21 protein-coding genes are annotated in these 18,209 nt (G+C 36.4%); 7 read left to right on the top strand and 14 right to left on the bottom strand.

From position 1 onward, the window contains the following. Positions 1–271: 271 nt before the first annotated feature. From VK90_RS00920 to VK90_RS00930, 3 genes are all read left to right on the top strand, one after another. Complete coding sequence (locus VK90_RS00920; protein WP_001041222.1) at positions 272–1,081, top strand: Cof-type HAD-IIB family hydrolase; 810 nt, start codon at positions 272–274, stop codon at positions 1,079–1,081. Between the two features lie 103 nt (positions 1,082–1,184). Beyond that, positions 1,185–1,325, top strand: a complete 141-nt coding sequence (locus VK90_RS00925) for a hypothetical protein (RefSeq protein WP_025150364.1) — start codon at positions 1,185–1,187, stop codon at positions 1,323–1,325. Continuing rightward, positions 1,326–1,523: a DUF3813 domain-containing protein gene (locus VK90_RS00930; protein WP_002170818.1), complete on the top strand. Its 198-nt coding sequence runs from the start codon at positions 1,326–1,328 to the stop codon at positions 1,521–1,523. A gap of 25 nt (positions 1,524–1,548) precedes the next feature. Here the strand turns inward: VK90_RS00930 and VK90_RS00935 are convergent, their stop codons facing one another. Then, positions 1,549–2,406 (bottom strand): YitT family protein, encoded by an 858-nt coding sequence (locus VK90_RS00935; protein ID WP_002170817.1) that lies wholly within the window; start codon positions 2,404–2,406, stop codon positions 1,549–1,551. Positions 2,407–2,506: 100 nt separating this feature from the next. Here VK90_RS00935 and VK90_RS27835 point away from each other — a divergent pair, with 100 nt between their 5' ends. Together VK90_RS27835 and prsA are read left to right on the top strand one after the other, a co-directional pair. Further along, positions 2,507–2,638 carry a DUF3941 domain-containing protein gene (locus VK90_RS27835; protein WP_001120850.1) on the top strand — a complete coding sequence of 44 codons (132 nt, stop codon included), beginning with the start codon at positions 2,507–2,509 and terminating at the stop codon, positions 2,636–2,638. Positions 2,639–2,768: 130 nt separating this feature from the next. Continuing rightward, on the top strand, positions 2,769–3,626 hold the full coding sequence (prsA, locus tag VK90_RS00940) for a peptidylprolyl isomerase PrsA (protein WP_048369688.1): 858 nt from the start codon (positions 2,769–2,771) through the stop codon (positions 3,624–3,626). Positions 3,627–3,667: 41 nt separating this feature from the next. Here prsA and VK90_RS00945 read toward each other — a convergent pair whose 3' ends face one another. The 5 genes from VK90_RS00945 to VK90_RS00965 form a co-directional block, all read right to left on the bottom strand. Beyond that, positions 3,668–3,931 (bottom strand): hypothetical protein, encoded by a 264-nt coding sequence (locus tag VK90_RS00945; protein WP_048369690.1) that lies wholly within the window; start codon positions 3,929–3,931, stop codon positions 3,668–3,670. A 49-nt stretch (positions 3,932–3,980) separates the two neighbouring features. Next, positions 3,981–4,676 (bottom strand): hypothetical protein, encoded by a 696-nt coding sequence (locus VK90_RS00950; protein WP_048369692.1) that lies wholly within the window; start codon positions 4,674–4,676, stop codon positions 3,981–3,983. Positions 4,677–4,773: 97 nt separating this feature from the next. Beyond that, positions 4,774–5,334: a hypothetical protein gene (locus VK90_RS00955; RefSeq protein WP_048369694.1), complete on the bottom strand. Its 561-nt coding sequence runs from the start codon at positions 5,332–5,334 to the stop codon at positions 4,774–4,776. 159 nt (positions 5,335–5,493) lie between these two features. Further along, a complete protein-coding gene (locus tag VK90_RS00960) occupies positions 5,494–5,979 on the bottom strand; it encodes a hypothetical protein (protein WP_048369697.1) in 486 nt (161 codons plus the stop codon). 282 nt (positions 5,980–6,261) lie between these two features. After that, positions 6,262–7,116, bottom strand: coding sequence for a CvfB family protein (locus VK90_RS00965; RefSeq protein WP_002170815.1), 855 nt, complete (start codon positions 7,114–7,116; stop codon positions 6,262–6,264). A gap of 244 nt (positions 7,117–7,360) precedes the next feature. Between VK90_RS00965 and VK90_RS00970 the strand changes: the two genes are divergently transcribed. Then, positions 7,361–7,852, top strand: coding sequence for a YajQ family cyclic di-GMP-binding protein (locus tag VK90_RS00970; RefSeq protein WP_001040146.1), 492 nt, complete (start codon positions 7,361–7,363; stop codon positions 7,850–7,852). A gap of 72 nt (positions 7,853–7,924) precedes the next feature. On the opposite strand, the gene VK90_RS00975 is transcribed toward VK90_RS00970, so the two are convergent. Next, complete coding sequence (locus VK90_RS00975; RefSeq protein WP_048369699.1) at positions 7,925–8,152, bottom strand: hypothetical protein; 228 nt, start codon at positions 8,150–8,152, stop codon at positions 7,925–7,927. Positions 8,153–8,204: 52 nt separating this feature from the next. Further along, entirely contained in the window at positions 8,205–9,560 is a 1,356-nt protein-coding gene (locus tag VK90_RS00980) for an alpha-amylase family glycosyl hydrolase (RefSeq protein WP_048369701.1), read from the bottom strand. Between the two features lie 160 nt (positions 9,561–9,720). Between VK90_RS00980 and VK90_RS00985 the strand changes: the two genes are divergently transcribed. Then, positions 9,721–10,956, top strand: coding sequence for an ammonium transporter (locus tag VK90_RS00985; protein WP_048369702.1), 1,236 nt, complete (start codon positions 9,721–9,723; stop codon positions 10,954–10,956). 132 nt (positions 10,957–11,088) lie between these two features. Here VK90_RS00985 and VK90_RS00990 read toward each other — a convergent pair whose 3' ends face one another. The 6 genes from VK90_RS00990 to VK90_RS01010 form a co-directional block, all read right to left on the bottom strand. Continuing rightward, positions 11,089–11,730 (bottom strand): helix-turn-helix domain-containing protein, encoded by a 642-nt coding sequence (locus tag VK90_RS00990; RefSeq protein WP_048369704.1) that lies wholly within the window; start codon positions 11,728–11,730, stop codon positions 11,089–11,091. Between the two features lie 224 nt (positions 11,731–11,954). Beyond that, positions 11,955–12,191, bottom strand: a complete 237-nt coding sequence (locus tag VK90_RS31170; protein WP_071717640.1) for a hypothetical protein — start codon at positions 12,189–12,191, stop codon at positions 11,955–11,957. Positions 12,192–12,321: 130 nt separating this feature from the next. After that, the gene (gene ytaF, locus VK90_RS00995) at positions 12,322–12,936 is read right to left on the bottom strand and encodes a sporulation membrane protein YtaF (protein ID WP_033718808.1); all 615 of its coding nucleotides are present in this window, start codon (positions 12,934–12,936) and stop codon (positions 12,322–12,324) included. Positions 12,937–13,065: 129 nt separating this feature from the next. Continuing rightward, positions 13,066–13,299: a hypothetical protein gene (locus VK90_RS01000; RefSeq protein WP_048369708.1), complete on the bottom strand. Its 234-nt coding sequence runs from the start codon at positions 13,297–13,299 to the stop codon at positions 13,066–13,068. After that, a complete protein-coding gene (locus VK90_RS01005; RefSeq protein WP_048369710.1) occupies positions 13,289–13,591 on the bottom strand; it encodes a hypothetical protein in 303 nt (100 codons plus the stop codon). Before VK90_RS01005 ends, VK90_RS01000 begins: the two co-directional genes overlap by 11 nt. A gap of 13 nt (positions 13,592–13,604) precedes the next feature. Then, positions 13,605–18,194 carry a cation-translocating P-type ATPase gene (locus VK90_RS01010; RefSeq protein ID WP_048369712.1) on the bottom strand — a complete coding sequence of 1,530 codons (4,590 nt, stop codon included), beginning with the start codon at positions 18,192–18,194 and terminating at the stop codon, positions 13,605–13,607. Positions 18,195–18,209: the final 15 nt, after the last annotated feature.

Consider the following 18,209-nt stretch of genomic DNA (forward strand, 5'->3'; position numbering starts at 1 on the left):
ATGTTCATTATATGTCTCATCGCCCAAGCAATGTAACCCTTTTCACAAATTGTACATAATGAAAGAAACATTGTTTGAACTTTCTAAAAAGATGTTGACTTTTCCTAATTTCCAGCGAGAAATAGTGGACATCACCGCACTTTGCGACGTAAGATGGATATATAGTGAAACTTCCATCTACGGTGGTTTCACCTAGCCCAACCTCTTATTTCTGCATATTAAAAACGGAAATACAGATAGACACAAAAAAATTATTATAAGAGGTGAAATTATGAACAAACAACATTTAATCGCATTAGACTTAGACGGAACATTATTAACAGACAACAAAATAATTTCTCCAAGAACTAAAAACACAATTGCAAAAGCAAAAGAACAAGGACATATTGTCGTTATTTCAACAGGGCGTCCATTCCGCGCTAGTTACGATTATTATAAAGAGCTTAGTCTTAATACACCAATCGTAAACTTCAATGGAGCTTACGTGCATCACCCTCTTGATTCAAGTTGGGGAACACACCACTCTCCTCTTGAACTTTCAACAGCGCAAGAAATCGTCCGAGCTTGCTTTGATTTTGGCGTGAAAAATGTATATGCCGAAGTCATGGATGATGTGTATGTTCGTGAAATTGATGAAGATAAAAAACATATTTTTGAATTCGGTTCTCCAAAGATTTTCACAGGAGATTTATTAAATATTTTAAACGACCATCCAACTTGCTTATTAATCGACGCACATGACGAGCATTCCGCTGCAATTCGTCAGCATTTAACAGATATGCACGCTGAAGTAATTGACCATCGAAAATGGGGTGCACCTTGGCCAATTATTGAAATTGTAAAAAGCGGACTAAATAAAGCTGTCGGATTACAAAAAATCTCAGGGCATTACAACATTCCAAAAGAGCGAATCATCGCTTTCGGTGATGAGGATAACGACTTTGAAATGATCGAATTTGCTGGTCATGGAATTGCAATGGGAAATGCGATCCCTGAATTAAAATCACTCGCAAACCACACAACGTTAACAAACGAAGAAGATGGTATCGCTCTATATTTAGAAGAGGTTCTTGGATTGTAATCTAAAAATTCCCTGCTTATAGTTTCTCGCAAAACGCTCATACTATTATTAGACGCGAAAAAGCGTGTCAATTGTTTTCAGTTAAATAAAGGGGGTTTTTCGAATGGGTAAAAAGAACAAATCAAAACGTTTTATCCAACAAGGAGCCGATGCTGTTATGAAGCATGCTGCAAGATTCCCGTACAGAGGTACATTAGCTGAGGCAGAAAAAGCAAGAAGTAACTCTTCTCTTGGAGGGGTTTAAATGGGGAACTTACTATTCCAACAAGCTAGAGACGCTGTTGCAAATGCCGTTTCTTGTTCAAGCGGTGCTGAACAACAGGAACTCGTTTATAGGGCAAAAAACGCTTTGCACTCTGCTTATGCAAACTCTTCAACTGCTGAAAAAGTTCAGCTACATGAAATGCAGGAGCAATTGCAAAACATTACGAATTCACATTAAAAAAGAGGACCAGCTTTGGTCCTCTTTAATCTTTTCTAAACAATCCAAACACTCCGACCGTTTGCAGTATATTTGTAAATGCACCTGGGTCCACTTGTTTAATGACCCTCTCTAATTCGTATAGCTCGTAACGAGTAATAACAATCATTAACATTTCTTTATTTTCATTTGTATACGCACCTGTTGCTGGTATAGTTGTAATCCCTCTCACTAAACGAGAATGAATCGCTTTTCGCACATCCGCTCCATTCTTCGTAACAATTAATGCGGTAATCTTCACATGACGAGTATGAATTGCATCAATAATTCGCGTCGATACATACAAAGTGACCAAAGTATATAACGCTTTTTCCCATCCGTATACGTAACCAGCAGCGATAATGATAAGTGCATTAAAGAAGAAAAAATACGTACCGACAGGCTTATCTTTTATCTTTGATAAAATCATGGCGATAATATCTAAGCCACCTGTAGAGGCGCCCCACTTTAAAGCAATTCCTACCCCAATAGCTGAAATAATACCACCAAAAATGGCATTTAATATTATATCGTTCGAAACCGCTCTAACTGGGATAATTTCTAAAAACAAAGTCATAAATATAACGCAAAGAAAACTAAAAAATGTAAAAGCCTTCCCAACCTTTTTCCAAGCCAAAATAACGACAGGAATATTAAATAAACTAAACAATACCCCCGTAGATATATGAATAGACAAAAAGTCACCTAATATTTGTGATAATAACTGAGACAATCCAGCAAATCCACTCGCATATACTTTCGCTGGTGTTAAAAATAAATTCATCCCAATCGCATTTAATAAGCCTGCAATAATTACGACGACTAACTTCTTAATAAGTTCAGTATAATTCAGCTTCAAATCCATTTCTAATCCACCTTTATTATTCATGAATGCACCGCTATACATAGTCTTTACGAAAAAGGAAATGATAAACGTACAACGTTTAGAAATGGAGTTGATACATATGCCACATACGAGCGATAACGACAAAAAAGCACGTGATAATAATGCAAAACGTACTCAAAAAAATGAACAAGAGCAAAAAAATATAGAACAAGGTAAGCGTGCATATTCTAAGAAAACAGATCATCTTTGATTACATCGTACATCAACATTAATGTTGATGTACTTTTTTTACATTTTACAGGGAAAAAACATTGAAAATTCACTTCATGTTCACTTCTATATTCTACAATAGCGATAACATATTCGGATGAGGTGTTAGCATGAGAGGGAAACATATATTCATTATCACTGCACTAATAAGTATATTAACGTTATCTGCTTGCGGACAAAAAAACGACTCGGCCACAATCGCTACAGCAACAGACTCAACGATTACGAAGGGCGATTTCGAAAAGCAATTGAAAGACCGTTACGGAAAAGACATGCTATACGAAATGATAGCACAAGATGTTATCACTAAAAAATATAAAGTATCTGACGATGCCGTGAATAAAGAATTACAAAAAGCGAAAGATCAATACGGAGATCAATTTAAAGCAGTACTAGAAAACAATCGTTTAAAAGATGAAGATGATTTCAAAAAGCAAATCAAATTCAAACTTGCAATGAATGAGGCCATTAAGAAAAGCGTTACCGAAAAAGATGTGAAAGACTACTATAAACCAGAGATTAAAGCTAGTCACATTTTAGTAAGTGACGAAAATGAAGCGAATGAAATAAAGAAAAAGTTAGACGCTGGTGCTTCATTTGAAGAATTAGCAAAACAAGAATCTCAAGATATAGCATCAAAAGATAAGGGTGGAGACCTTGGATACTTCGGGGCAGGCAAAATGACACCTGAATTTGAAAAAGCTGCCTACAAATTAAAGGTTGGGCAAATTAGCAATCCTGTTAAATCACCAAACGGCTATCACATTATTAAACTAACTGACAAAAAAGATTTAAAACCTTACGATGAAGTGAAAGACTCTATACGTAAAAACATAGAAGAAGAACGTCTTGCCGATCCTTCATACAGTCAAAAATTATTACAAGATGAATTAAAAAAGGCAAATATTAAAATAAATGATAGCGACTTAAAAGATACGTTTTCTCATCTTTTGGAGCAAGGGAACTAAAAGAAAGCACGATTTTATCTAAAAAGATAAGATCGTGCTTTTTAATCTTTCATCAATATCTTCAACTTTTTCTTCAAACTTTTATAATGCCAATTAATATGATCTAACTCTACTTCCACTTCAATTAGCGCATCTATTAAATCTTCTTTATCTTGCTGAGATCTTATAATATTTTCAAGCAATTTTTCGAATCTTTCAGTACTCTCATATATATCACTTAAATCAACCGCTGCTATTTCACGTTCTTTTTCGGGGGATAATACTGAAAGGCTCTTTATTAATTGTTCCAGTACATTATCTTGCACTTTCATACCTCCCTTTTAATTCGATGCTTATACCTCTTTCTCTAACAAATTATATGCATTTCACAATTAACCACGGATACCACAATATCTCTTCTGCCTCAATTTCCCCATTATCAATTAGATGGATAATCTGCTTTGCATCTTCATACTTATCAACAAGTGATAAGGCATTTAATTTCTTGCCAAAATCCTCTTGTAGATTGTTATGAATAAAGGAATAAAAATCATTGTTACTAAAGCCACATATATCAAATCCTAATATTTCATCATTTTTAACATCAACAGGTAATGAACTTTCGAGAAAATCATATATAGAAACACTAGGGTCCCTTCCTACCAATTGATTCATCAAAAAATCCGTCCGATATTCTTCTGAAAGATTCACACTAATTATCTCTAAATTTTCTATCCCCTTTAAGTAATTTTGCTTAAAGAATCTTGCATCTTCTAAATTTTTAAAAGCATTCGGCCATGAGAACTTTTCTTCCTCCATTAGTGTATTTAAAAAAGTTTGACCACTTTCATGCTCTTCTTTACTAATCTTTAACCTTCCATTTATCACCTGAGCAATGGGATCATTTTTATTTGAATGACACCAAGGGAAAAACCAATAATCCGGAAATGTAGGCCGAATCTCATTACATATTGTTAAAATCGTTTGTGATAATCCCTCAATAATACAATCTTTATAGATAAGTTCTCTATCGTAGGAAATTATAAGATATCCGGTGTTATAAAATTCCATATGCATATCTCCTTTTCAAAGGGGGATTCCTCACACTTATTTCCATTTGATAATTCAGACATCCCCCCGTATAGCTCCTAAATATCAGAGAAGTAATTCAATCATTCATTTTTTTATAACCTACAAATTCGTTACAGATATTCAAATCATTACTAGCAACTGTTAACAGTGCACCATCATATCGAATGAACGCACACGCCGATGATGGCACTAATTTGATTTGCGGAACCAAACAACCTCCCATTAAACACTCCATGAATTTACTTTGACTTATTTTCTCAAATTTAATGCTAACGCAGTTTCCAAAACAAATAATAGCCATAGCGTTTTCTATGCTTAAGCTATAAAATAAATTGATTATATATGATACTTCTTCCTTTCTTATAGACTCGAATACAAAGAAAATATTGTTTCTTCCCAAATCAAAAATTGTATAGGAAATGTTTTTAGAATTTAATTCTTCTTTTAAACTTTGTTTGTCAGATTTATCTACCTGTACGATAAACTGATTCATTCTTTCTTGAAAAAGTATATTTAAATTCTCAACATTACGATCATCATCATCAAACAAATCCGTTTCATATATATCAATTACATTGCTGACACGATATATATTCTCCTCTTCAATACGTTGAACTTTTTCGAATGTAAAATCCATAATTCTCCTTCTCTTCTCTCAAAATTACAATTATATTATTCTCACTTTTTTCATTTATCCTTCACCTTATTCATTGTCCATCTAGCTGTCTTTTTCCCGTATTTCACTCCATAACGCACTGCTTATGCCATACTTCCGATTAGCTATACAGTTTCTACTTTACGGATGCTCTCTAGTTTCTTGATACTCATCAATAATATACCTTGAATAAACAGTGGCCTGCCTCTCATATCCAATTCTCGTTAGTTTTATATCATTAATCCATTGGAAATAATGGGTCAACTCATGCGCAATAGTAACCAGATATGCTCCCAAAGCGTTATCTTTTCCCATTTTTTCTAGCGTATCATAATAATCCCCTGTCGAAATGCGAATATACGGCTCAACATTTCGATCAAACGGCCCAAAGAAAGTACCATAGACTAACTCTCCATCCATTGCCTTTATTTTATATGAAGTTTTCACATAAATAGGTACTCTAATTGGGAAAAAGTATTCTCGGCGCAACCATTTACAAAATTCCTTAATGGCTCTTCTTACTTCAGGATCAACATCTTTATCAAATTTCAATCGTAATCCAGCACGGTGGCTCTCCTCTTCTAAATTATAATATTCTTCCCAATTCGTCAGCGTCCAAATATGCATATTATCAGCCTCTTTACTTCATATTTCCTAAAGAATGAAGGTTCATTTCAATTATTTGATTAGCTCCCCTAATTTTCCACCATATGACCTTCTTCCATTGGTTATCCTTCTGCGAACAATACCTTAGAGTAATAGCATCATATTCGTAGCTCGCGACTACTTTTCCTTCTCCATCTGCCATTTCTACTACATCACCGCGCGGATTGTAAGAATAAAATATAGAAAAAGAACCATCTCTTCTCTTAAAAATCTAGAGAAAAAATGGTTCTTTTTTCATTCACTTTACTTCTTAAAGTAAGTCCAGCCTTCTTCTTGGTAAATCTTTTCTTCTTTCATCATTTTACCAAGCGCACGCTTAAATGCAGCTTTACTCATGTTGAAACGTTCTTTAATATCTTCTGGGTGGCTCTTATCCCAAAACGGCATTGCTCCGCCTCGTTCTTCCATATATTCATAAATAACCGCTGCATCGTCTTCCATTCCTTCTTCTTTACGAGGAAGAAGTGAAATGTTGATTGTACCGTCATCTTTCACGTCAATAATACGGCCCGTTACACGTTCACCAATGCGAACTTGTTCTTTTCTTTCTGTATGGTGTAAGAAAGCACGGAAATGCTCGTCAGTTAGTATGAATGAACCAACTTGAAGTGAGCGATACACACGTCCATTTACGTTTTTATTACGCATAGATGGCGTTGCATCTACGATAATTTCTTGCATATCTGAATCTCTTGCCGGAAGAGCAATTAAACGATCACGATTCGTTAATTTTAGCGTACAATATAATTCATCGCCTACTTCTGGCCATACTGGCATATAAATCGGGAACTCATCGGCTGGAATTAGTATATCTTTTGATACACCAATATCAACAAAGACACCTAAACTAGGAATAACTTCTACAACCTTTACCCAATTCCAATCATATGTTGTAATAATTGGTTCCTTCATTGTTGCTGAAATACGATTTTGGTGATCAAGGTATAAGAATACATCAATCGTATCGCCTTCTTGAATTTCTCCAGCTACTTCGTTTTTATGTAGGAAGATTTCTTCTTCTTCATTCCCAACCATATATCCGATTTCCGTTTCGCGTAAAACAGTTACCTGTTCAATCGATCCTAATTGCAAATACATATTTTTTAATTCCCTTCTATATATATAAAATTATCTTTTTTATCATTCCAAACAAAAGTTAATTATAACACGATTTTTCCTTTATTTGTCCAACTGCCCAAAATTCACTATAATAAAATGAGGTTACATGAATATAAGTATGAAAACACTTAAGTCTAGACTCGTTTTCAGCTATACTTTAGTATGTACAGTACATAGCCTTTAGGCGCAAGAAAGATTAGAATTTTATTTGGAGGTGCTAACTATGGCAAAAGATAGTTCTTTTGACATCGTTTCGAAAGTAGAATTACCCGAGGTAACTAACGCAATTAACATCGCATTAAAGGAAATCCAAAACCGATATGACTTTAAAGGAAGTAAAAGTGATATTAAATTAGAAAAAGAAGTACTTGTTTTAACTTCTGACGATGAGTTCAAATTAGACCAAGTAAAAGACGTTCTAATTTCTAAACTTGTAAAACGTAACGTTCCAATTAAAAACTTGGACTACGGAAAAGTTGAAGCTGCGACTGGTAACACTGTTCGCCAACGCGCAACACTTCAACAAGGTATCGATAAAGATAACGCTAAAAAAATCAACAACATCATTAAAGAAATGAAATTAAAAGTAAAAACACAAGTTCAAGATGACCAAGTACGCGTAACAGCGAAAAGCCGTGATGACTTGCAAGCAGTAATCGCAGCCGTTCGTAGCGCTGACTTACCAATCGACGTACAGTTCATTAACTACCGCTAAAAAGAAAAACTCCTCTCATTAGAGGAGTTTTTTACTTATTAAGAGTTATCACATTTTAAGTTGTACACATTTTTAAGAGCAACACATTATCGCTTCATTAAATGATTTTTCAGGAATGTATACTTTATCATTTTCTATTTTGTATTTAATGTTATTTCTCTTCAGAATTGCTGTATCAACAGAATGAACACTATCACCCCACTGAACAAACTTTCCATCGTCACCGTTGTCCCAAAAATACAGACTTACAAATACGATAAGAAGACATAAACATAGAACGAACAACTTCTTTTTCCTCAAACGCCACACCTCACCCTACACTATCAATTGAATCTCAAAAGAGAATGTCTCATTATTTACGCTTCTTTTTAACCGCAATTAAGAACGCAATAAATAACACGTTTACACCAACGATTAGAGATATAAATAGCCAATTCATACCCGTTTCTTCTCCAACTTTATACACATTCGCTTCTTCACGCTTTAAAACGAGATAAAACTGCCCGTTTTCTTCTCTTATAATTTCATCTTCTAATAACCCTCTTAACTCTTTCTTTTCTCCGATTGCACTTACAGGTAAGGAAACTTTTTGCGTTTCTTTCGTATTATTAATCGCTACTAGTGTTACTTCATCTTTATATTTTCTCTTTAACACACTCATTCCACTTTTATCATACAGAAGTTCAAACGTACCACGTCGTAAAGATGGTCTAGTTTGTCTAAGCTCACCTAACTTTGTTATGTGCTGCATAAATTTCTCATCTGATTTGAAATCCATTAATCGTCTATTATCCGGAGCATTCCCTCCATCTAATGCGATTTCAGTTCCGTAATAAAAATTCGGTATCCCCGGAGATGTATATAAATAAGTGAGCGCTAGTTTTAAACGAGACGGCGGATAATACATATTTTCTTTTGCAATACGTGCAAATCTCTCTGTTTCCTGATTATCTAAAAACGTAGCGAATTCTCCTTCTTTTTCACTCACATCATATAAAGACTTCACAGACATATCTGCTTTTGAAAATGATTCTACTATTTTTTTATAGTATTCATTATCTTCTTTTGTCATAATGCGAAAATCTTCCTTTATCGCCTGCAAATCTTTTTGCACTTCATCCCAAAAAGCTCGCGGCTTTTTTTCACTATTTATAACATAACTTCCATCTAAATCGGCTTCTTTTATCCACCATTTCATCGAATCAATTAATTGTTGTTCATTTTCTCCATATGGAAATTGAAATACAACTTTCATCCCTTTTCCGTGAGCCTCTTTTACAAGTTCTTTCACATCTGCTTCTGTTCCGAAATGTTCATTTACTTTTTGAAAATCACGCGCATCATATCCATCGTATTTTTGACTTTCAAAAAGTGGAGAAAGCATAACAGTAGTAAAACCCATTTCTTTTATGTAATCCAATCTTTTTATAATCCCTCGTATATCTCCGCCCTGGTACCCTTCTAAATTTCCAACATCCAATTGTTTATCATTTTTCGGCTCTCCGTTATTGAAGCGATCAATCATAATGGAGTATATCACTTCATCCCGCCATTCTCTTTTCTCGTCCGCAAAAGTATGTACTGGTACAAACAAAACGACAGCTAAACAAAAACAAATGAATAGTTCCTTAGTCCATATTTTTTTCACATGCATCCCCCAAATCCCTAATTGTAAGAATATTATACCAATTATTAGAACAAATCGCATACGGCTAATTCCCTTCACCAAAAATAACACATGTGAGATTTTCTCACATAAGATATAAAATTATCTAAAAATTCAGTTGATTTTCATTTTAATTTCTAATATGATATGAAACATAACGAAATAATGTAATGTTTTCTAACATTACAGGAGGAGGAAAAGAATGAATACAGGAGATACGGTTTTTATATTTGTATCTACAGTAATGGTCATGCTGATGACACCAGGATTGGCACTTTTTTATGGAGGCATGGTTCGCAGTAAAAACGTACTCAGCACGACAATGCACAGCTATAGTGCAATGGCTATCGTTTCAATTCAATGGGTTGTTATTGGTTATTCTTTATCATTCGGACCAGATTGGCACGGACTTATAGGTACGCTTGATTGGTTCGGCCTAAACGGAGTTACCTACGCACCAAATCCAGACTACTCATCTACTATTCCTCACAATTTATTTATGATGTTCCAACTCATGTTCGCTATTTTAACTCCCGCTTTAATTTCAGGTGCATTCGCTGAAAGAATGCGATTTTCAGCCTTTCTTATTTTTATCCTTCTCTGGACAACAATCGTTTACAACCCTGTCGCTCATTGGGTATGGGGCGTCGGTGGATGGCTAAAAGAACTCGGCGCGTTAGACTTCGCTGGCGGTAATGTCGTTCATATCACATCTGGTGTTGCCGGTCTTGTATTAGCGATTTTCCTCGGAAAACGAAAAAACATAAGCGGTACCTCCCCTCACCATCTACCATTTACGATGTTAGGAGCGGGCTTACTATGGTTCGGCTGGTTCGGTTTTAACGTCGGTAGTGCATTATCCTTAAATGACGTAGCTTTAACTGCATTTATTAATACAAATATAGCCGCTGCTGCCTCTGCATTAACTTGGATGCTCTCAGAATGGTTCTTCCAATCAAAACCAACCGCAATGGGAGCTGCTTGTGGGGTGATTTCCGGTCTAGTTGCAATTACGCCAGCTTGCGGATTTGTTACACCATTCTCCACCCTTCTTATCGGGGCAATCGGGGGTATATTATGCTTCAACGCTGTCTTCTTCTTAAAAAACAAATTCGGATATGATGACACACTCGATGCATTTGGATGTCACGGCATCGGAGGAACTTGGGGCGGTATTGCAACTGGACTTTTCGCGACAACGTCTGTAAATAGCGATGGCGCTAACGGATTATTTTACGGAAATGCAGCTCTTCTTTTCAAACAACTTATAGCAATTGGGGCAACATATGCATTCACGATCATTATGACGTATGCCATCATTAAAGCCATTAACTTCTTCCTCCCTGTTCGTGTAGATGAGCACGAAGAACAAATGGGGCTTGATATTTCGATGCATGGCGAGAAAGCTTATGAGTATACAGAAAGATCCATGAACTAAAACTTACCAACATACGAAAAAGGTGTACTCCGTTCTAACACGGGGTACACCTTTTTCGTATATTCATAACAACACAAATATTCCAAACTATTGGTATATAAATATCTTTATCTATCTATTCATATAAGCATCTTATCTTTTCAATAACAAATTTAAAACAAGTTGCACAGCAACAGCGTCATCTAAATAACCGATAGGAAAAATGTAATCCGGAATTACATCAACTGATAGAATAAAGTAGATGAGAGCACTTCCCATTAAAGCTAGTTCTACAGGTGTCCCCTTCTTTTTCGTAAATCTCTCATACAATTCTTTCAAATCATTAATAAATGGTCCAATACTACTTACCTTCTGAATCTTCTCAGTAAACCCCTTTTCAATCGTTTCTTTTCCTTCTTCTGTTTGCGAATATTGTTCGTAATTAGCCAATTGTTGCTCTACATTCGCGATACTAAACTTTTGATCATATAACTGTGAAGATTCAAGTAAATGTTCAATGTTATTAATGGATACTTGAATATCAGATTGTTCTTCCTGCTTTGTTTCAATAGAATAACCTGCCGCCACAAATAAATCTGCAATCGGAATACCAAGGCAATCTGCAAACTTTTGCAAATGCTTCGGATTTGCTTTTCGCTTACCATTTATAATCATTGAAATAGTAGCAGTATCAATTCCAGTAAGCACACTCAGTTTTCGCATTGACAAAGACTTTTCCTTCAGTAATTCTTTTAATAACAACCCAAGATTACTTCTTTCAGTTCCTTCAGACATATTCCATTCCCCTCTATTCATGAGAATAATCATAGTTGACACACGCAAGATAACTACAACTTCTATACAATTATATTAACAAATTTTTTTGCCAAGTTACAAGGCGGGAATTCGTAATATATGTTTACATTTTGTAAACATATATTACAATTCATAAAATAAAGCCACCTCAAAAAATCGAAATTTTTCAAGACAGCTTCTTCTGCAAAGTTTAATAGTGCAACTTATTGCAACCATTTTCTCAATAAAAAAAATATGCAACTACAAGCAATATAAGAACTAATAAAAATGAAAAATGCAACTAGAAATGAATGGTGCAAGGAAAAAGTTAACACTGTTAATAACGAAGACAAAAAGAATATATCTAATAAAATAAAATATCCTGAACTTAAAACACTTTCTACTAATTGTAATTCAGCCTCAAGTTCAGAGTACTTCAACCTTTTATAAAGCAATCTCACTTTCTCTCACCTTCTATTCATCTGATGTTAAAACTATCATCCCTTTCTCTTTCTATAAAGTGGGACTTTAATCAGTAGGGGTTTTGTTCACCCCACTGATTATCAGCCCGAAAATAGCGGGATAAATCAATCAAAAAAAGGCAGCAAATGCAATAATTAATAGTAACGTTCCGCTGATCAATGTTCCAAATTGCCCTAAAGTAAATTTTCCAATACGAACGTGAGCTATCTTTCTCCCTAATGCAACTCCGCCCCAAACTGTTATGAAACTACCAATTGCCGCAGTAACACATATTGCTATCGGATTCAAACCGAATAAACCAGCACCTAATCCGTTCGTTAATGCATTAGCAGACAGACCAATGCCAAGAAAGATAGATTCTACAAACCCGATTCCTCCAGATTCACCTATATTTTTCGTTAAACCATTTATTTCCGTAGATGCTACTTCACCTTCCGCTCCTTCAGCTACCACCTTACGCGGAATTGCTAATAATACAATTCGAAGACCAATGACAACTAATAAGAAAGAACCGATGACTACTGGCATAATCCCAGGCAAAATTTTTGAAAGCCATAATCCAAAATAAATCCCGGCCACACTAAACAAAAAGCAAATAACCGAAATGATAAGATTAGAAAAATGGCTAATTCGTATGTTGCGAATCCCATAAGAAATTCCTACCCCTAAGTTATCGATACTTGATGAAAACGTTAATGCTAATATCATCATCCATGCCGCCATTTAATTCTTTCACCCCTTGATAAAATTTATAATTCCGAACATTCCGAAAATTAATGCGACATACATAGTATGGAATATGAATAAGGGAGGTAAAAGCCCCCTATATTCTTTCCATTTCGTACTCCGCCCTTAAAAGCGAGGAAGAGTGAACCATTTCATAATATTCATGCGGTTTTCTTTTCCTTTTTCACGAACCGAGTGGAAAATGTCACCAGTGAATGAACCCATTTTCGTAGCAATTTCTTTTTGCATCGCTTTATTTTCCGATGCTGCTTTTACACTTAAATCTAATGCCTGTTCAAAGTGCTCTAACGCTTTTTCCAAATGGTGATCCACATCTTTTTCTACAGCTTTATGCATCATGTTTAATCTCCTCCACTTCATCTTGCGCTTGTTCAGCTGCCGCTTCTATCACTTCTTGCTCATCAGTAATGTCATCTTCCACATAAGAAAGTTCTTTCTCAAATTGCTTTTGCATTCTATCCATTTTCGCTTCCACAATAATATCTTCTACTTCCTCTTTAATTGTTTCAAAAGTAGACTTCACACCTCTTGCCCCCGATTCAACAAGTGGACGAAGTGTATTTCTTACGACAGGTAATAAAGCGGCACTTGCTAGCGCTAAAGTAGATCCAATAAAAACTTTTCGTATCATTTTCATTGCTCCTTTACACTGTTTTTAATAATGCAGATTCAGAAACTACTGGTTTTACTAAATCAGTATTCTTATATGAAACTAAATTAATAATAGGTTTCGCGATTTGAGACACTGTGCCCGCTACGAGAAGAACAGGTATCCATTGTGTGAGCGTTAACGGAACGGTATGGAATATACGAGCTAGCGGAGGTACATATATAGCTGATAATAATACAAGCCAAGACGTTCCTAACGCTGTAATAAAGAACCGGTCTTTTGACCAATCGCGAATTGTTTCTTCTGATCCCTCTTGTCTCCAAGAGAAAGTTTGAATGAGCTGCCCGGCAACTAAAGCTGCAAATGCTGATGTTTGTGCTACTGGAAGTGGTACTCCAGCCGCTAAACTAATACCAAATACAGCGAGCGAACCTACCCCAAGTAATACTCCTCTTGTAATAACTTTTTTGTACAAATCTTTATCAACAATATCTTGGCGTTTCGTTTGCTTCGTTTTGTTTCCAGGGTTTACAGCTAAAATCATCGCTGGTAAAGCATCGGTAATAAGATTCATTAATAAAATTTGAATTGGCACTAACGGAATCGGCATTCCCGCTATAACAGCAGCACTAGTCACTAACACTTCCGCTAAATTCCCCGTCAATAAACAACCAACTGCTTTACGAATATTTCCGATGATCGTTCTACCTTCTTTTACCCCTTCAACAATTGAACCGAAATGATCCTTTTTCAAAATCAAATCAGCGGCTTCTTTCGTAACTTCTGTTCCGGTTTGCCCCATCGCAATACCGATATTCGCTTTTTTTATAGCCGGTGTATCATTTACACCATCTCCAGTCATCGCGACGATTTGACCGTCGGATTGGAAGGCCGTTACAATTCGTAATTTATGAGCCGGAGTCACACGAGCAAAAACAGATGTACTTTTCACAACTTCTTTTAATTCCTCATCTGTCATGTTATCAATTTCTAATCCCGTTAAAACACGATCTTCACGATTCCAAATTCCAGTTTGTTTCGCAATAGAAATCGCTGTAGTCGGATGATCCCCCGTAATCATTACTGGCTTCACACCTAACTCAATCGCTTCACGAATACTCTCTTCCACTTCAGGTTTTGGCGGATCGATCATACCGACTAATCCAACAAAAGTAAGATCATCACTTTCGCCGTTGCTGTACGCAAAACCTAATACTCGTAAGGCCTGTTTTGCAAACTCTTCATTTTGTTGTAAAATAACTTCTTTTTGCTTATCACATAACGGATATATTTGACCGTTATCTTGATACCATTTACAACGAGTAAGAATCGCCTCTACAGAACCTTTTGAAAACTTATATAACTCTTCAGCGTTACTCTCTTTACAAACAACACTCATAATTTTCGTCTCTGAATCAAATGGTTCTTCATGATGGCGTTCAAACGACGCCATACCTTCCTGTAATGCCCCTGCTTTAGAAGCCAAACTTAATAAAGCTCCTTCAGTCGGATCACCTTTTACAACCCACAAATCATCTTCCTGCTCTAATTTACTATTGTTACAAAGAACACCAATTTGAAGAATACGAGCTAAATCCGGATTTTCTAGCGGCACATTTTCCGTTTTATGATAAATAGCCTCTTCTATCTCCGTATCGACAGCAGCAGCGACTTTAGATGAAGTTACATCAGCAATCGTCCCTACTGGCTCATACCCATCACCGGTTACACTCCATAAACGATTCGGCGTAGCAATTACTTTAACCGTCATTTCATTTTTCGTAAGAGTTCCCGTTTTATCAGAACAAATAACCGTCGTTCTACCGAGTGTTTCTAAACTCGAAAGCTTTCGAACGAGCGCATTTTGCTTTTGCATACGGAATATACCCGCACTTAAAGCAATCGTAATCATAATTGGTAATCCTTCTGGAACAGCAGAAGCAGTAAGAGCAACCGATGTTGTAATCATTTGCGTAATTGGCAGTCCCCTTAGTAGCCCCGCCACAAGTACAAGACCGCCAGCCACAAACGCTCCTTTAATAAATGTTTTACTAATAGATGTCACCTTTTGCTGCAATGGCGTAGGCTCTGTTTCTTCCCCTTTCATTAAGGAGATCATATAGCCCATCTCTGTATGCATACCTGTTTCTACTACAATTGCTACCGCTTTACCTCGTGTTACAGACGTCCCCATAAAGAGCATATTGTTTCGCTCTGCTAACGAACACTCTTCTAACACAGCGTCCGCTTTCTTTTCAACTGGAAGTGATTCTCCCGTTAACATCGCTTCGTTAATTTCTAAGTTCCAAGAGTTAACAACGCGAAGATCAGCAGGTACACGGTCTCCCGCTTCAAGGCAGACAATATCTCCAGGAACGAGTTCACTACTTGATATTTCTATTTCCGCTTCTTCTCGTATTACTTTACAAATAGGGGCTCGGAATTGATTTAAAGCCTCAACTACCTTTTCCGCCTTCCGCTCTTGAAGCGTCCCAATTATTGCATTTACAACGAGAATTGTCCCCATCGCTAATCCATCGAACCAGCCACCAGATATAACAGATAATCCAGCTGCTCCGAGTAAAATAAGCGATGTAAATTCTTTAAATTGGCCCATAAACGATACAATCCAAGGAACTGACGGTTTCGGTTCAATTTGGTTCATTCCGTATTCTTCTTTTCGCATATTCACTTGTGCATTACTTAATCCATATTGCTTCTCAACTTGTAATCTATTCATTACTTTTTCTTGATTAAATGTATACCACGGAATTTGATCTTGTTTGGCAGGAACCACTTTTGGCTGAGAAGAATCCATTTTCGACAATTCTCCATAAGAAAATATCTTCTCGCTCATTCTTTTCGCCCTAGATAAAAACGTTAACGATAAAGCATTTGCAAATAAGGCGATTACAGGTGCTGTGAATATAGACCAAACCGCTAACATCTCTCCCACCACATTCCACACTTTCGCTGCGCGGAAATGCTCATTCACCAACATATTGATTCGGTTTGCATACGCTGTAGATTGAGAGATATTTTTTATTTCTTCAAATGATATAGACGGAAAATCGGTATTTTGATCAGTTGCAAATAATACCTCTTCTCCATTTGAACGAAGCAATTTTACCCGTTCGACAGCATCCCCCTGCTGCCAGCTATCATCCACACCATAATGAGAAAGAATGCTACGGTTTACATGTAAATTATTTTGCAAAACGCCTATACTCCATTTGTTTTCATGTAACCCATTCACTACTTCTTTGAATTCAGGAATAATAGTAACCTTTGATCCAACTAGTAGACCGAGGCATTCTTTATTTTTAGCGACGTACTGAACTTGGAATCCTTCTTTTTCAAGCCTCTTCGCTTCCAGCTCATACGCACTTATATCTACACCATTTCGCTCGGCAAAATCTTTACTTCCGAAAAAGGAAGTTATTCCTTGAATTTCACCTTTTATTCCTTCATTCTCTACGTGAACTTCAAACGCTTTTCTTAATGTTCTTCCAGTTTGCGCAGCCCGTTGCACGACTTCCTCTTTCCATACATGCTCACTTTTCTCAATAAGAGAAGCCACCGTGCACCAAACTTGCCCTTCATTTTCATCTTGCGAAATACAACTCATCCCCTCTGCTGAGGCCTGGAATATACGAGATGTATCATCTAATACTATCGTTTTTGTTCGAGACAATTGCGATAACGACCCACCGCTTGGAATGACATATCCTCTTTCTCTCGCGACGAGGTCACCTTGTCGCCACGCATATTCTGCCGATGAGACAGCTGGTTTCGGATTAGCCGCTAACAACACTGCCATTCCACGCAAAGGATTTCTAGTGAAAGCCCAAGTTGCTCCTCCAAAAATCATTCCCCACTTTGATTGTTTTTCACTATACGCTTTAATCTCTGGAGAGAGGAGATTTTCTTTATACGCCTCATTTTCTTCGTTTATGTTTGCTTGACTACGCTTCCAATTTAAGTAGTTTAATAGACTAAGACCGGCAAGTACGACAATATTCTCCCGCGCAAGCGCAAGTGCAAGAGTCCCTACACCAAGCACAAGATCAGAATTCACCTTTTTGCTAGCAACCATTTTTTTGAATCCTCGTTTCAGGAACGGATAACCCGTCACAACGGATAAAGCTCCGGATACATAAAAAAGACCAGGACTTCTAGCTAAGGCAGATCTACCCATAAATAATTGTTTTATGCCGAAAGCACCTAACCCAACAACCGAAAGTGCTAGCGGTAACGGCACACCTTCATCCTTTTTTCTATGAACAGTGTCATTATTACAAGAAACTACACTAGATGAACAATCTATTAATTCCTTCTTTTCGTCACCGTTATCTGTACTACTTTTCTTTCGCTTCGTCACTTGTTCTTCTATAAGCTGAATTATTTTGCAAATGTTATGTAGAGATGTCTTGTTGATATCGTAAGTAATAAGGGCTCTTCCTGTAGAAATTGAGGGACTTACTTGATAAATACCTTCCGCTTGACTAAATCGGTCTAATATCAAGTTCGCCATATTCTTGTTGTATTTTAACTTATAAATTTCAATTCGAATTCTTCCAGGTAACGATCGTATAAATCTCGTTTTTAATGTTTTACTTTGCATCATCATCCTCCTTAT

Origin of the sequence: Bacillus sp. LK2 (assembly GCF_001043575.1) — a bacterium.
GTDB classification, from domain to species: Bacteria; Bacillota; Bacilli; order Bacillales; family Bacillaceae_G; genus Bacillus_A; species Bacillus_A paramycoides.

What these genes read in the sequence shown, in the direction of transcription:
- VK90_RS27835 (WP_001120850.1), top strand. Translation starts at nt 2,507, where the DNA reads ATGCCACATACGAGCGATAACGACAAAAAAGCACGTGATAATAATGCA.
- VK90_RS00965 (WP_002170815.1), bottom strand. Translation starts at nt 7,116, where the DNA reads ATGTATTTGCAATTAGGATCGATTGAACAGGTAACTGTTTTACGCGAA.
- VK90_RS00985 (WP_048369702.1), top strand. Translation starts at nt 9,721, where the DNA reads ATGAATACAGGAGATACGGTTTTTATATTTGTATCTACAGTAATGGTC.
- VK90_RS00950 (WP_048369692.1), bottom strand. Translation starts at nt 4,676, where the DNA reads ATGGAATTTTATAACACCGGATATCTTATAATTTCCTACGATAGAGAA.
- VK90_RS00955 (WP_048369694.1), bottom strand. Translation starts at nt 5,334, where the DNA reads ATGGATTTTACATTCGAAAAAGTTCAACGTATTGAAGAGGAGAATATA.
- VK90_RS00930 (WP_002170818.1), top strand. Translation starts at nt 1,326, where the DNA reads ATGGGGAACTTACTATTCCAACAAGCTAGAGACGCTGTTGCAAATGCC.
- VK90_RS00920 (WP_001041222.1), top strand. Translation starts at nt 272, where the DNA reads ATGAACAAACAACATTTAATCGCATTAGACTTAGACGGAACATTATTA.
- VK90_RS00970 (WP_001040146.1), top strand. Translation starts at nt 7,361, where the DNA reads ATGGCAAAAGATAGTTCTTTTGACATCGTTTCGAAAGTAGAATTACCC.
- VK90_RS01005 (WP_048369710.1), bottom strand. Translation starts at nt 13,591, where the DNA reads ATGATACGAAAAGTTTTTATTGGATCTACTTTAGCGCTAGCAAGTGCC.
- VK90_RS01010 (WP_048369712.1), bottom strand. Translation starts at nt 18,194, where the DNA reads ATGCAAAGTAAAACATTAAAAACGAGATTTATACGATCGTTACCTGGA.
- prsA (WP_048369688.1), top strand. Translation starts at nt 2,769, where the DNA reads ATGAGAGGGAAACATATATTCATTATCACTGCACTAATAAGTATATTA.
- VK90_RS00990 (WP_048369704.1), bottom strand. Translation starts at nt 11,730, where the DNA reads ATGTCTGAAGGAACTGAAAGAAGTAATCTTGGGTTGTTATTAAAAGAA.
- ytaF (WP_033718808.1), bottom strand. Translation starts at nt 12,936, where the DNA reads ATGGCGGCATGGATGATGATATTAGCATTAACGTTTTCATCAAGTATC.
- VK90_RS01000 (WP_048369708.1), bottom strand. Translation starts at nt 13,299, where the DNA reads ATGATGCATAAAGCTGTAGAAAAAGATGTGGATCACCATTTGGAAAAA.
- VK90_RS00935 (WP_002170817.1), bottom strand. Translation starts at nt 2,406, where the DNA reads ATGGATTTGAAGCTGAATTATACTGAACTTATTAAGAAGTTAGTCGTC.
- VK90_RS00980 (WP_048369701.1), bottom strand. Translation starts at nt 9,560, where the DNA reads ATGCGATTTGTTCTAATAATTGGTATAATATTCTTACAATTAGGGATT.
- VK90_RS00960 (WP_048369697.1), bottom strand. Translation starts at nt 5,979, where the DNA reads ATGCATATTTGGACGCTGACGAATTGGGAAGAATATTATAATTTAGAA.
- VK90_RS00925 (WP_025150364.1), top strand. Translation starts at nt 1,185, where the DNA reads ATGGGTAAAAAGAACAAATCAAAACGTTTTATCCAACAAGGAGCCGAT.